Genomic DNA, 14447 nt, shown 5'->3' with positions numbered 1-14447 from the left:
CTTTTCCTTCTTCGTCTTTTTGTTACTTCTATCACTTTAGCTTTACTCCTCCAAAAAAACGGCAACCTGTCAGGCTCATGTTGCTGCGCCCGACAGATTGCCGCTAATGTATTCTTTATGATGACTTTACCGCTAATCATTTGCCCTACAGTTTAAAACGCAACACCATTTGCTGCAGCTGCTCCGCCAGCTTGCTGAGCTCTGTTGCTGAAGCAGCCACTTCCTCGATGGAAGCCAGCTGCTGCTCGGTAGCCGCAGAGACCGTATCCGTTATACTCGCGGATTGCTCGGAGATGGTGCGGATTTGATCCATTTGGCGAACAGCCGCTGAGATGGAGTCTGTCATTTCGGCAAAAGCTCTGGATACCTGCTCCAGTGTCTCGGAAGACTGCTCTACATTTCCGGATATCCGGGTAAAGGAGTTTTCCGAAATATGAACGGCCTCCATGCCTGCCACAACCTTATCACGCGCGATTTCCATCTCGCTGGCGACCTCAGCCATATCGGAGTGAACATTGTTAATCAATCCGCTAATTTGCGCGGCGGCCTGTTCAGAATTGCTCGCCAGCTTCCGAACCTCGGAAGCAACCACCGCAAAACCGCGTCCATGCTCCCCTGCCCTCGCGGCTTCAATGGATGCATTCAAAGCCAACAGATTTGTTTGCTGGGAAATATCGGTTATGACTTCAACGATTTGCCCGATTTCATTGGAGCGGCTCTCAAGCGTAACGACTACCTCGCTAAGCCGCATAACGGATTCCTGCACCGTATAAATTTGGCGAGTGGCCATATCGGCGGCTGCCGTGCCTTCATGAACGGTGGAATGCGTATCCTTCATGCCGGATGAAATATCCTCCATCCGTTGCGACAGCTGAACAATTTCCGCCGTGATCAGCTCCATGCTTTGCGAGCCTTGCTGAACGCTGTCCACCTGGCTTTCGCTTCCCGATGCAAGCTCCTCCAGCGACTCGCTGACGTGAGCGACCGCACTGCTTGTTTGCTGCGCGCCGGCCGCCAATTCTTCGGAGGAGGCCGTAAGCTGTCCGGTTGTATCCTGCACACGGTTGATCATAACCCTCAAGCTTTCGATCATAGCCCCAAAGCTTGCCGCCAGCTTTCCGATTTCATCCTTCCGGGATATCTGAATTACCTCGGTCAAATCGCCGCCTGCCGCTTTTTCCGCCACCTTCTGAAGTCTTTGCAGAGGTCGCGTAATGGAATTGACCAGCAACACGCTGATTGGAATCAGAACGATCAAGGTAATAAACACCGTCCAAACCACTACCCTGCCAATACCATCGGACACTTCGTTGATTTCATCCATGTACATAGAGCCGCCGATTTTCCATCCGCTCAAAGCGTTTGTTTCAAATACCATCTTTTTGTCCCGGCCATCTAATTGATAGTCGAAAATACCGCTGTCTTTGGCGAACATTTTCTCCGTATAGACAGGATTGCCGTCTTCAGCGGTTTCCAGCAAAGGATGCTGAATAACCTTTCCAAAATTGTCGAGCACCAGCACGTAACCCTCTTTGCCGACCGCTATATCCGTCATTTTACTCAGACTTTCCATATTCAGCGATATGCCGAGAACGCCGGATTTATCCGCCAGCTGCTTGGCCATTACGATAGCAGGATTGCCGGACGTATTGATGATGACACTGGTCATCACCGTTTCTCCGCCAGCCTCAAGCCCTAGTTTATACCAGTCTCGTTTACGGGGATCGTAATTGGAATCATCCTTGGGCACGCCGCGAATCATGAGGCCGTCCTCCGTGCCGATATAAATATCCGATACTTCGGGATGCAGCCTCAAATATTGCTCAAAACGAGAAACGATAAGCGGGCTTTTGGGGCCGTCGATCATATTGCCCGTGATCGCCGTCATGAAATAATCGGCATCCACCCTTTTCCTCAAGAGAGCATCATTGACGATTGAATTGACAATGGACACATATTGGCTTGCGCTCTCCGTAATATTGGTTTGCGTTGCCGTTTTCGAGCTTTGAATCGAAGCATAACCAATTGCGGCCGAGGGGATTGCCACTGCAAAAATCATGGCGATTATCAACTTCATTTTTACTGTTAGGTGTAGTAGCCTGCTCATGGTTGCATTCTCCTTTTATGTATGTACCGGATGATAAAAAACTTCTTCTTTTTTTATCGGTAACAGAAAAAGGAAAATGAATCCTCATTATCATAAATTTCGTTATAAACTACATCCAATTGAGCATTGACAGGATGTGTTTGCTTTGATTGCAAAAAAACAGCAGAATACCGTAAAGCGGAGATTGTTCCGCTACAAGGCAACCTGCTGATTTTCATTGTTATTGAAGTATTATGCATGGATCCTAACCCAACGCAAACTTAACCGTTCTGCTGATGGCTGCCGGCAAAACGCTGACATGGCCTTCCTCCGGAAAATGAACCAAACTACAATGGAAGCCGCTTCCGGGAATACAATCCAGCCGCGCCGCTACCTCTCTTGCATCACCGATCATATGCTCCAGTTCATCCATCCCGATTGTAATCATCAGCTTTGGCGGGTTGTCCAGTTTCGCTAGCCTGGTTTGAAATTCCGGAATATCCTCAAGCACGGCATGGCGGTTCCACCATACAGAGGGGCTTCCCGCCACATAACCATGAAACAGGCATGGACGATTAAACAACGCATGCAGGACAAACAGTCCTCCCAGCGAGTGGCCGAACAACGTTGCTTTCCGAAAACGTAGGTAGGCGCAATTATGGAATATTGCTCGTAGACGCCGCTTTCAGCATATTTGGCGGTATGCAGTATAATCAAATCCGGCTCAAAAGCCATATCTAGCTCCGGGGACGGCGGCAAAATCAACAGCGGGAACATCCTGCTGCCTGTCTTGCAAATAGCTTTGTCCCTTCCCGCCATTGCCCCATTGGGCCACAGGCAGCACATTCAGGCTCAGCAGCGAATCCTCCATATACGGGGCAAAAATACGAAGCGGATTGGCTGGAATCTCTACCTCATGCCCCAATTCATCCGTAACCTTCACTACGGCTCCCTCCTGGGGAGCTTCCTCGGACGACTCCGGCTCCGGGCTGCTTTCCGGCGTTGACGTGGCAGCAGGCACCGGAGATGACTGTACCGTTGAAACCTCTTGGGCTCCAGCGCCGCCGCATGCAGTCAGCAGAACGGCGATCAACATTGCCGTAAGGCATACCATCAGGCTGCTGCAAAAAACGCGGGTTTAGAAACATACTTGTGTTGCATAATGACCCTCCTTTTATGATAACAATTCTCATTTAAGGAGATTATAATGTAACGGTTCATGCTTCTCCATGGCATAAATCCATCCTTTCATTTGGACAAAATCCGGTTAACAGCAGCTGCAGCTCGTCCAGCATCCGGTCGATAGACGATGCCGAATACTGGCACCACGGGTCGGAAGGGATAGGATGCATACGGCCCGATGCAGCCGAATTCAGATAGCCAATAGCCCCTTGCCCATAGGTTTTGCTAAACAAATCGACAAAATAGTTGCGGCTTAATCCCGCTATTTTAGCCAGTTGGCCTACCGTGATCGGCTGGTCGTAATGCCGCTCCATATAGCTTCGGACAGCGGACAAGTCCATTGCCTTCTCCCGAACGCCAGCTCTGTCTCCGCTATCTGTACCTTTGCGGCTCTTGCTGCTACCCTCTCCCTGGTCGTTTTTGCACCTTCAGTATACCAATAGTGAGAATCATTATCTATTCAATCTAAACTTGGATACATAATAGAGAGCCTTTTCAGCCAAATTATGGACATCGGCTTGCCAAGCCTTCATTTGGGGACTTGCAGCGGCGTAAAGTGAATTCAAGGAGGGCTTCATGGTGTTTTTCGGCAAACAGAGCTCCGGAGGCAAACAACAAAAGAAAAACCCAAGCCAGGACACACACGGAAACCGCCGGGGCAATAGTAAATTCACCCCTTCGCTTAAAGACAACCTGGATGAGCTCAAAAAGAATCTGCGCAACAGCTCCGACCTTGAAATGCGTCCCTTAGGCAGTGAGCTGGCTCCCAATATCGCCATGATCGCCATCTATATCAGCGACCTGACGGACGAAGCCAAACTGAATGAATATATTTTGCGTCCCTTAATGTCCACCATCCTGCGGACGGACGCCCGAAATGAAAAGCTTGTCCATATTATTCACGAGCGGGTCGTAGAAGTTGGAGCAGCCTACATCACGACCGAAATAGACGAATGCATACAACGCCTGCTGGATGGGTACTGCCTCCTGCTTGTTGAAGGAGCAGCTTGCGGTTTGCTGATTCATATCAGCAACATGGAGGGACGCCAGGTAAGCGAACCCACCGCCGAGACGGTGCTTCGGGGACCGCAGCAGAGCTTTAACGAAAATATCGGAACCAATATCAATCTGCTTCGGCAAATTATCCGCTCGCCCAACCTGCATATTGAAAATCTGCAGGTAGGCACCGAGACACGCACTCAAGTGGCGCTTATCTATTTGGATGATGTCGCGGCGCCCGAAACGGTAGAGACAATCCGAAGCCGGATAGAAGCGCTGCAGATAAACAGCGTGCTGGAGAGCGGGTATATCGAAGCGTTAATTCAGGATCGGATTTATACGCCTTTTCCAACACTGAAAAACACGGAAAGGCCGGATGCAATCGCCGGAGGCATTCTGGAAGGCCAAATCGCCATTATGGTGGACGGATCCCCTTTTGTGCTTCTGGCTCCGGTGACGCTGTTCCAGCTGTTTCATTCCCCGGAGGACTATTACAACCGGTTCGACATCGCCACCTTTTTGCGGCTCATTCGCTTCACCGCCTTCGTCATTTCCATGTCGCTGCCAGCTCTATATATCGCCGTTACTACTTTCCATCAGGAGATGCTGCCCACCACACTGCTCATTACCCTTGCCGCCCAGCGGGAAGGCATTCCTTTTCCGGGATTGGTCGAAGCGCTCTTGATGGAGCTGACCTTCGAGGTGCTGCGGGAAGCCGGCGTCCGGATGCCTCGCGCAATCGGTCCCGCCATATCCATTGTCGGAGCGTTGGTGCTGGGACAAGCGGCAGTGGAAGCCGGAATCGTTTCCGCCGGAATGGTTATTGTTGTTTCCTTTACCGCAATCTGCAACTTTGTCATTCCCCAGTTGAATATCGCCATCTCGGCGCGGCTGATCCGATTTACGTTTATGCTTCTGGCGGGAGTGTTTGGTTTTATGGGAATTGTAGCCGGCGTTCTTACGGTACTGATCCATCTGGCGGGGCTGGAATCATTTGGCGTTCCCTACATGTCCCCTCTTGCTCCCTTCGACTGGTCCAAAATGAAGGACAACTTTATCCGCGCGCCGCTGAAGTTTCTTATTAAGCGGCAGCCCAGAAATGTCGTCAACCGAAGAAGCAAACAGGAATAAACCAGTCCGGATCAAAAGGGAGGAATTCGTATGTATAAACGGCTGTTGACGACGCTGATCTGTCTTGTCCTGCTTTTGCCCCTTGCCGGATGCTGGAACCGGGTGGAAATGAACGAAATCGGCATCGTTTCCGCAACGGCTCTGGACTGGGACAACGGCAAGTGGATCGTCTCCTATCAGCTCGTTATTCCACAGGCGATTTCTCCCCAGAGCGGCGGCTCCTCCAGAGGGGACGCGCCCGTCAATGTCTTTTCGACCGAAAGCACGAGCATGCGCAAGGCGATCGGCGATGCCAGCCGGGAGATGTCGCGCAAGCTTTATTTTGCCCATAACCAGATTATCGTTATAAGCGAAGCCGCTGCCAAAAAGGGCATCTCTACGATTCTCGAAATTTACATGCGCAATACGGATGCAAGAGAGACAGTTTCCATGTTTATCGCCAAAGGCAAAGCCCGCACCATCATCGAGCAATTGCTTCCCATCGAAAAAATTCCGGGCACCGCCATCCAACGGCTTGTTGAAAACGAAGCCAACAGCAACTCGCTTTATCCCGACATGACGATGTACCGGATCATGCTGGATTTGCTTGGTCCGGGTCAGGCGACGGGTATCCCCCAGCTGATGATCGCAGGCTCCAAGCAGGCGCTCAACTCTCTGGATTCGCTCAAAACGACGGCTACCGGGGCCAAAATCAAGCTTGGCGAGCTGGCTGTCCTGTCGGGCGACAAGCTGAAAGGATGGCTGAGCCAGGACGAAGCCGCCGGCGTCATGTGGCTCGCCAACAAGATCAAGCGCGTTACTGTGCAATTCAATTGCTCGGGAGACAGCAAAGCTCCCAAGTCCTCCTCGGTCATCGTTGCGAAAGCTTCCACCGAACGGAAACCGGAGCTGTTGGCAGACGGACGAATCAAGATGCATCTTCACGTCAAAGCGGAGGGTACGCTTCTAGAGTATACCTGCGCCGATAATTTGGAGGAACCGTCGAGCTTGAAACAAGTGGAAGAGCGGATATCCGCGGAGATCAAAAACGGGATGATGAAAAGCTGGAAGGCTGTAAGCCTTCTGGAAACCGATATCGTGGGCTTTGGGTCGGTTGTAAGCCGCACCCATCCGAAACAATGGAAAATGCTCAAGCAGGACTGGAACACGAACTTTTCCGCAATGGAGCCGGATATCGACGTGCATTTCAAGCTTGTCCGCATTGGCTTCGGCAACAAAAACTTCAAAATCATTCAGAAGGATGCCCGTAGCTAAAAATTCCGCGCCGGGTCTCAGGATTCGGCCACTACCTATTAAGGAGGCGAGTGTATCATGATGAAAGCCCAATCCAAAATCGGAAAGTTCCAGCTTGCCATCATGATTCTGCTGTTTCTGATCGGCAACACTCCCCTCTTGAAGCCGGAGGGTCAACTCGGACAGGATAGCTGGCTTGCCATATTGCTCGGCGCAGTGCTCGGCGGTATTTTTTTATGGATGCTGCTGGTCGTTCAACGGCGTTCGCCCGACGCGGATTTGGCAGAGCTGTACAGACAGCTCTTTGGCAAATGGCTCGGCTTTGTCCTCGCTTTTCCCCACGGCCTTTTTTTTGCGTATGAATCTTCGCGCAACATTAGGGATTTCAGCGATTTGACGGTGATGACCATCCTTAACCGAACTCCGGAATGGAGTATCAAATTGATGATCATTATGCTTTCTCTTTACGCCATCTGGTGCGGTACGCGGGTATTGTTCCGCTTGGCGGAATTGTTGTTTCCCATCGTTGTGCTTAGCTATCTGCTCATCATCGCTTTGTTGATTCAGGCAGGCTTGCCGGACTATCATCGTTTGCTGCCCGTCGTTAGCGATGGCATTGGCCCCGTTCTCAAAGCCGTATTTCCCGAATTCGTCGCCTTTCCATTCTCCCAGATGCTAACGATGCTGGTATTCTGGAAATATGTAAAGCCTTCTGCCGCGATACCCAAAACGACGTTTAGCGCCTATACCATAACGGCAATGTTTACTGTTTTTATGAATATGCTGATCATGTCCGTGCTAGGTCCCGCTTTGAACGATTACAGCACCATTCCTTTTCTTCAGGTCGTCCAGTTAATCCGTCTTGCTGACTTCCTGGAGCGGCTTGACGTAGTTGTCACGGTGCTGCTTATTATCGGGCTTTTCGTCAAGCTTTCCCTCCTCTTTATGGCTGCGACGCTTACCATCAGCTCGCTGCTCAAAATCCCTTACCGGGTATGCGCCGTTGTGCTTGCGCCGATCATCTACACGGTTTGCTTTCTGGAGCCCAACCACTCCGTCCATCTTTGGATCGGCTTTCATGTTGTCATCAAATATTTGATGCCGGCACAAATGTTCATTTTGGTCATTGCCTTCTTGATCGGTTTTTTCCGCAAAGGAAAACAAGGCGGCAAAGCTAGCTGAAACCACCTCTGTTACATTTGCGGCTGAACTGCTATAATGGTTGAAGCTTCTGTACAAAGGGATTACATAAGGAGGTTTACCGCATGATCGCTGCCATATTCGTGGCCTTGGTTGCCATTGAACATGTGTATATTCTGGTTCTGGAGATGTTTCTCTGGACAAAGCCTAGAGGTAGAAAAGCATTTGGCCTTACGCCGGAGCAAGCCGAGGCTACCAAATCGATGGCCGGAAACCAAGGCCTGTATAACGGCTTCCTGGCCGCTGGTCTTCTGTGGGGACTCATTCATCCCAATGACGCCTTCGGCTACCAGCTGCAATTGTTTTTCCTGGGCTGCGTGCTGGTCGCCGCCTTGTACGGCGGGTTGACGACCAAACGTTCCATCCTGGTAATGCAGGGACTTCCCGCTCTCATCGCGCTGGTACTGACATTGCTCAATGTTTAAAAAAAATCCCGGAAACTGCCGTTTAAGCAGTCTTCGGGATTTTTTCTTTTGAATTTCAGTACCAAGAAGATGGAATGAAGCTAGAAATAAAGGACCGGAGCGTAGTGGAAGCTGCGTGAGGCCCTCAAATGTTTCCGGAGGAAACATCCCTCGTAAGCATACGCTTAGTTCGGCTGAATTTCGTACTCGATGTCGGCCATGCCGCCAGGCATGCTTCGTAATGAAAAGTGAACTTTTTGAACAACCTTTAAAACCATCTGTCCAGCACGCCCGAAAGAGTGATGATGCCAAACACTCCGATAATCGCGCCGGAAACAATGTTAATGACCTGCAAGCCTTTTGTATTCAGCTTGTTTCGGAACAGGCCTACCCCGATGCATAGCAGCAGCCACCACACCGCTGATCCGATGAAAACGCCAAATATCAACGTCAATGCCGACCCGATATGATGCTGCGTCAGCCCCATTGCCGCAAAAATGCCCATAAACGCCAGAATCGTTACGGGATTAGCGAGCGTAAGCAGAAATACCGATGCAAATGCCCCCAGCATATGCTTGCCGTTACTTTGGGGCGGCGTATCCGCCGCTTTGGATAACGCGGTGCGGATGCCCATATAACAGAGGAACATGCCTCCGATCAGTTGAATCCAAAGCCTGTTTCCGGTCAAAAAAGCTGTTACCATATTTAAGCCGAAACCCGCGATCAAGCCGTAAAGGGCATCTGCGCTGGCGGCTCCCAAACCCGAGACCAGACCGTACGCTCTTCCCTGCGCAAGCGTTCTTCGTATGCACAAGATGCCGATTGGACCCACGGGTGCTGCAATCGATATTCCGACAATTAATCCTTTTGCCAATAAGATCGTATTCATGTTGTTGTGTTCCTTCCCTGAAATGCCAATCGCCTTCTCTACTTATACTATAAATGGACGAGTATGCAAAGTCATTTTCATACCGGCGGTTCATTTTGAAAGAAACAGTCCAACTACCTTGTATCGCAAAGTACCATGTGATAACATAGTATCAGAAGGAGCGATATGATGGATATGCCGGATTGGACCGCGCAGGTCAGAAGAGGAATTTTGGAATACTGCATTTTGTCGCTGATCAACGCCCGGCCTTGCTATGGCTACGAACTAATTACCCTGCTGAACCGCTGGGAATCTCTTGCCGTTACGGAAGGCACGTTGTATCCGCTGCTGCGCCGCCTGGTGAAGGAAAAACATCTGGATTCCTTCTGGCAGGAATCGGATGCCGGCCCGCCGCGCAAGTATTACAGTTTGACGGAGAGCGGAAAACAGTTGCTGCAAGCCATGTCCTTGGAATGGAAAAAAATAAACGCCGCAGTTGGCGAAATCGAAAAAGTCGGAGAGGAAGATGCAAAGTGAGTCCGCTGGGGAAAGCATATTTGGATAAGCTCTATCAAGCGTTGAAAATGATGCCGGAGGAAGAGCGGATTGACGCCGTTCGTGAAATTGAAAGTCACATTATTGAAGGGATATTGGGGGGACAGCCTGAAGCGGCCATTCTCGCCCGCCTTGGCGACCCTCGCAAGCTGGCAAAGGCCTATCGCAGCGAATATCTCTCGCAAAACGCTTCATTTTCGTTCAAGCACACCTTTGGACTTATCGGTTTTTATTGTACAACCGGCTTGTTAAGCATCATGATCGTCCCTGTGCTGGCCACAATCGCTTATGGCTTTGGCTTCTGCACCGTTCTGATTTTGCTGGGCAGTTTTATCCGCACTTTTGGCGTAACTTGGATCAGCATGGAGATCGGCAGCTATGTTGTACCCACTCAATTAAGCCTGATCTACGGGGTTGTCGTCGGCGGCATCGTTGGAGGAATTGCTTTTGTCTGCTGGAAAATGCTGAAACGCTACCTCTCCTACGTAACGGGTCGTCACAGACGTATTCTGGATGCCGAGATTCGGTCTTAATCCCTTCGGAAAGGGGTTGCGTCATTTTGATGCAGCACATTGAAATCAAACAAAAACCGGAGCTGAAGCTCGTGGGCCTCGCCCTTCGCGCCAGCTTGAACGAAGATATAGAGCAAGGGCTGGTAAAGGGCCTGCGCAAGACGCTTGCTCCCCGTAGAAACGAAATTTCCGCCGCAACCGGTGAAAGCATATATCTGGTCCAGGCTTACGATGATTGCGAATGGACGCCGGACACCCCATTCCTTCATTTTGTCGGCGTGGAAGCATCGGACTTCGCGGAGCTGCCCGAAGGAATGTCAACACATATCCTACCTGCCGGCAAGTTCCTGGAATTCAAGCATCAAGGACCCGAAGAGGAAATCGACGACACCTACTCCGCTATTAACGAATGGCTGGAGATAAACGGATATGTCGAACCAAGGGCTTTTGATTATGAACAATGGCATCCTGTTTTGCTGAATCATAGCAATCCTCCTGTTATTCCCATCTATATTCCGGTAAAATAGAGTAGGAATTCAACCATCCTATACATACAGAAGAATCGGGAGGAGAACCATGAGCAAATCACAAATCGGCGTTCCGCTGGAAGGTTTTGCGGAGTTCAGCCGTAAAGTGGCTGCGGAAGGCGCCGTGCTTCTGAGAAACGAAAACGCGGCGCTGCCGCTGGGCAACGGCGATCACGTTGCGATTTTTGGCAGAACGCAAATCAATTATTACCGAAGCGGCACCGGCTCCGGCGGAAGCGTAAACGTCACGCATACGACCAATCTGCTGGAAGGTCTGCGCGGCAAAACGGGCATCTCCGTTAATGAAGAGCTGGCGGCCGTCTATGAGAAATGGATCGGGGAAAATCCGTTCGACAACGGCGGTGGCGGCTGGGCTGCGGAGCCTTGGCACCAGAAGGAAATGCCGCTGAGCGACGAGCTGCTCTCGACTGCAAGAGAGGTGTCGGCCAAAGCAATTGTTGTGGTTGGCCGCACGGCCGGCGAGGATCAGGACAATGCCAATGCGCCGGGCAGCTATTTGCTGACTGCGGACGAGCTGGAGATGCTGAAGAAAGTAACGGCCTATTTTGAACAGGTTGTGGTGGTGCTTAATGTTTCCAACATCGTTGATATGAGCTGGCTTGACGACAGCAGTCACGTCCACCCCATCTCCTCGGTAATATATGCTTGGCAAGGCGGCATGGAGGGCGGCAACGCCATCGCGGACGTATTGACCGGCGAAGTTACGCCAAGCGGCAAGCTGACAGACACCATCGCTTACTCCATTGACGATTACCCCTCCACAAGCAATTACGGAAAAGAGCATGAAAGTCTCTACCAGGAAGATATTTATGTCGGCTATCGTTACTTTGAAACCTTCAGTCCGGAGAAAGTACAATTCCCGTTTGGATTTGGCTTGTCCTATACGCACTTCAGCTTTGAGCCCGAAGAAGTCCGGGTAGTCGCCAAGGATGGCTCCTCTGATGAGATTCAATTGCAAGTTTCCGTAACCAATGCGGGCAGCGTTTACACGGGCAAGGAGGTCATTCAGGTTTATGCGGAGGTTCCGCAAGGCGTTCTTGGGCAGCCCGTCCGGTCGCTAGCCGCTTTTGCCAAAACCGGCTTGTTGAAGCCTGGCGAAAAGCAAACATTGACCCTTTCCGTTCCGGTAAATGATCTGGCTTCCTATGACGACAATGGCGACACCGGCCATCCTCACTCCTACATATTGGAGCCGGGCATCTACCGCTTTTATATCGGTACCAGCGTTCGAAACGTCGTTCCTGTAGCTTTTGACGGTCGGGATGGTTATGTGGTGGACGAGCTTGTAGTCCTGGAGCAGCTGCAGGAAGCAATGGCGCCGGTGCAGCCTCTTTCCCGCATGAAGCCGGGAGAACGCAGGGCTGCCGGTACTTACGAACTGGAATATGTACCCGCTCCGCAGCGCTCGGTTTCGCTGGAGGATCGCATTCAGAGCAATCTTCCGCCCGAGCTCGGCGATACCGGCAACCTCGGCTACAAGCTGAAGGATGTTCGGGAAGGGAAGGTTACGCTGGAAGCTTTTGTCGCGCAGCTGTCCAATCAGGATCTGGCCGCTCTGGTACGCGGAGAAGGTATGAGCAGCCCGCTGGTTACGCCGGGAACGGCATCCGCTTTTGGCGGCGTCAGCGACAGCTTGCTTGGCTTCGGGATTCCCGTTGGCTGTACTTCCGATGGTCCTTCCGGCATTCGGATGGATTGCGGCGCCAAAGCAACCCAGGTCCCTATCGGCACGCTGCTTGCGGCAACCTGGGATATCGGGCTGGTGGAGGAGCTGTATGTTCTTGAGGGCCAGGAGCTGGTTCGCAACGAAATCGATACGCTGCTGGGACCGGGGCTGAATATTCGCCGTAGTCCGCTGAACGGGCGGAATTTTGAATACTTTTCGGAAGATCCGCTAGTGACCGGCCTGTTTGCTGCTGCTTGCACAAGAGGCATTCGTAAAGGCGGATCACATGCCACGTTGAAGCATTTTGCCTGCAATAATCAGGAAAAATACCGCTCCAAGGTTAACGCCGTTGTTTCGGAGCGCGCGCTTCGCGAAATTTATCTCAAAGGTTTTGAAATTGCCGTCAAGGATGGCGGAGCAACCTCCATCATGACCTCCTACAATCCGATCAACGGTCATTGGGCGGCTTCCAATTATGATCTGAATACGACCATTCTTCGCGGCGAATGGGGTTTCACGGGCATCGTTATGACCGACTGGTGGGCCGTTATGAACCATGTAACGGAAGGCGGCGAGCCGGACCGTAAATTTACAAACTGGATGGTTCGCGCGCAAAATGACTTGTATATGGTCGTGCCAAACTACGGAGCGGAAATCAACGCCTTTGAAGACAACACCATAGAATCGCTGGAGAATGGCACGTTGACCCGCGGCGAGCTTCAGCGTTCCGCTCTTAATATTTTGCGGTTCCTGCTGAACGCACCCGTGTCCTCCAGAAATCAAGTAATTGAAGAAACGATAGCTGCAATAGCGGCAAGTGCAGCGTTGGAGCCTGCTTCGCAAGCACTCGCGCTGTCTTCGGAAACTCCGGTGGCCGTTGGGGAAAACGGTTCGGCGCTGTTCCGCGTCGAACGTCCCGGCCAATACCGGATGGTGGCCAGCATCCAAGCAGAGGGTACGGAGCTGGCCCAAAGCGCAAGCAATCTTCTGCTTAACGGCCAGATTGCGGCTACGGTGCAAAGCAACGGTACAGATGGCAAATGGGTGCTTCAAAGACTTGTGAAAGCGGAGCTTGAGAGCGGCCTATACGAGCTGACACTGGAACATACCAAACCCGGCTTGCAGCTGAGATGGGTTGAATTCAAGCCGATCGAGCAATAAGCGAACCGCGCTGCTAAAGTCAACCTACTAAAGTAAACCTACTAAAGTAAACCTACTAAAGTAAACCTACTAAAGTAAACCTGCTAAAGTAAACCTGCTAATGAAGCAATAAGCGCCGCCCGGTTTCTCATACCTGGCGGCGGTTGCTTCTCAGACCTTGCGTCGCTTGCTTCTCAGACCTTGCGTCGCTTGCTTCTCAGACCTCGCGTTGCTAGTTTCTCAGACCTCGCGTTGCTAGTTTCTCAGACCTCGCGTTGCTAGTTTCTCAGACCTCGCGTTGCTAGTTTCTCTCGCTCAAATGCTTCGCGTGATCTCTCTCCACGTAACGGACACTTATGACCATTACAGACGATTTTTGCGGATTTTGGAGCTGTAATGGTCATCTGTGTCCATTAAACCCGACTTTACACGGTTTTGAGCTGCTTTTGACGCGCTAACGGTCATGCATGACCGCCAGAAAGTGACTTACCCCATTTTTTGACGTTTAACGGCCACGCGTGACCGTTAGAATTTGCCTGCTGCAGATCAAACTGTCACGTCCAGTAAGCGCCGCCGGGTTACTCATACCTGGCGGCGGTTGTTTCTCATACCTCGCAGCGCTTGCTAGTTGCTCTCGCTCAAATTGCTCAGCTTGATCTCTCTCCAACGTAACGGACATTTATGGCCGTTACAGACATTTTTTGCGGATTTTGGAGCTGTAATGGTCATCTGTGTCCATTAAACCACTAGCCATGCGTAAAACCTAACATCGAAAATTGTGATCCTAAAAACACGGTAAGTGGTATCTTTATCCTGTTCAAACAAAAAAAATTCTCCTAATGTGGAAGTGTGGCCATACGTTATCCATCACTCTCACAAAAGGAGAACACCCATGGATAACTTACCGAATTTACCGACCATTT

13 protein-coding genes are annotated in these 14447 nt (G+C 51.1%); 8 read left to right on the top strand and 5 right to left on the bottom strand.

Translation table 11 applies throughout. The features are described 5' to 3' along the window. Positions 1 to 145 precede the first annotated feature (145 nt). The 4 genes from ACX93W_RS22185 to ACX93W_RS22170 all read right to left on the bottom strand — a co-directional run bounded on the left by ACX93W_RS22185 (position 146) and on the right by ACX93W_RS22170 (position 3609). Positions 146 to 2107: a methyl-accepting chemotaxis protein gene (locus ACX93W_RS22185; protein ID WP_459394559.1), complete on the bottom strand. Its 1962-nt coding sequence runs from the start codon at positions 2105 to 2107 to the stop codon at positions 146 to 148. A gap of 244 nt (positions 2108 to 2351) precedes the next feature. After that, complete coding sequence (locus ACX93W_RS22180; protein WP_459394558.1) at positions 2352 to 2711, bottom strand: alpha/beta hydrolase; 360 nt, start codon at positions 2709 to 2711, stop codon at positions 2352 to 2354. A gap of 99 nt (positions 2712 to 2810) precedes the next feature. Continuing rightward, positions 2811 to 3200: a hypothetical protein gene (locus ACX93W_RS22175; RefSeq protein ID WP_459394557.1), complete on the bottom strand. Its 390-nt coding sequence runs from the start codon at positions 3198 to 3200 to the stop codon at positions 2811 to 2813. 103 nt (positions 3201 to 3303) lie between these two features. Continuing rightward, a complete protein-coding gene (locus tag ACX93W_RS22170) occupies positions 3304 to 3609 on the bottom strand; it encodes a helix-turn-helix transcriptional regulator (RefSeq protein WP_459394556.1) in 306 nt (101 codons plus the stop codon). Between the two features lie 235 nt (positions 3610 to 3844). Here ACX93W_RS22170 and ACX93W_RS22165 point away from each other — a divergent pair, with 235 nt between their 5' ends. From ACX93W_RS22165 to ACX93W_RS22150, 4 genes are all read left to right on the top strand, one after another. After that, complete coding sequence (locus tag ACX93W_RS22165; RefSeq protein WP_459394555.1) at positions 3845 to 5398, top strand: spore germination protein; 1554 nt, start codon at positions 3845 to 3847, stop codon at positions 5396 to 5398. A gap of 30 nt (positions 5399 to 5428) precedes the next feature. Beyond that, positions 5429 to 6652, top strand: a complete 1224-nt coding sequence (locus tag ACX93W_RS22160) for a Ger(x)C family spore germination protein (RefSeq protein WP_459394554.1) — start codon at positions 5429 to 5431, stop codon at positions 6650 to 6652. A 57-nt stretch (positions 6653 to 6709) separates the two neighbouring features. Further along, complete coding sequence (locus ACX93W_RS22155; RefSeq protein ID WP_459394553.1) at positions 6710 to 7813, top strand: GerAB/ArcD/ProY family transporter; 1104 nt, start codon at positions 6710 to 6712, stop codon at positions 7811 to 7813. An 83-nt stretch (positions 7814 to 7896) separates the two neighbouring features. After that, positions 7897 to 8256, top strand: a complete 360-nt coding sequence (locus ACX93W_RS22150) for a DUF1304 domain-containing protein (protein WP_459394552.1) — start codon at positions 7897 to 7899, stop codon at positions 8254 to 8256. Positions 8257 to 8503: 247 nt separating this feature from the next. On the opposite strand, the gene ACX93W_RS22145 is transcribed toward ACX93W_RS22150, so the two are convergent. Beyond that, positions 8504 to 9124 (bottom strand): LysE family translocator, encoded by a 621-nt coding sequence (locus ACX93W_RS22145; protein WP_459394551.1) that lies wholly within the window; start codon positions 9122 to 9124, stop codon positions 8504 to 8506. A 165-nt stretch (positions 9125 to 9289) separates the two neighbouring features. Between ACX93W_RS22145 and ACX93W_RS22140 the strand changes: the two genes are divergently transcribed. Genes ACX93W_RS22140 through ACX93W_RS22125 form a run of 4 tightly spaced genes read left to right on the top strand, consistent with a single transcriptional unit; the run spans position 9290 to position 13545 of the window. After that, positions 9290 to 9640 carry a PadR family transcriptional regulator gene (locus ACX93W_RS22140; protein WP_459394550.1) on the top strand — a complete coding sequence of 117 codons (351 nt, stop codon included), beginning with the start codon at positions 9290 to 9292 and terminating at the stop codon, positions 9638 to 9640. Continuing rightward, positions 9637 to 10191 (top strand): DUF1700 domain-containing protein, encoded by a 555-nt coding sequence (locus tag ACX93W_RS22135; RefSeq protein WP_459394549.1) that lies wholly within the window; start codon positions 9637 to 9639, stop codon positions 10189 to 10191. The genes ACX93W_RS22140 and ACX93W_RS22135 overlap by 4 nt, the downstream gene beginning before the upstream one ends. A gap of 29 nt (positions 10192 to 10220) precedes the next feature. Then, positions 10221 to 10697 carry a GyrI-like domain-containing protein gene (locus tag ACX93W_RS22130; RefSeq protein ID WP_459394631.1) on the top strand — a complete coding sequence of 159 codons (477 nt, stop codon included), beginning with the start codon at positions 10221 to 10223 and terminating at the stop codon, positions 10695 to 10697. Positions 10698 to 10746: 49 nt separating this feature from the next. Then, positions 10747 to 13545 carry a glycoside hydrolase family 3 protein gene (locus ACX93W_RS22125; RefSeq protein ID WP_459394548.1) on the top strand — a complete coding sequence of 933 codons (2799 nt, stop codon included), beginning with the start codon at positions 10747 to 10749 and terminating at the stop codon, positions 13543 to 13545. Positions 13546 to 14447 lie beyond the last annotated feature (902 nt).

Source organism: Paenibacillus sp. CAU 1782 (assembly GCF_054551715.1).
Note: the sequence above shows the minus strand (reverse complement) of the source record. Positions and strands in the feature narration are given on the sequence as shown.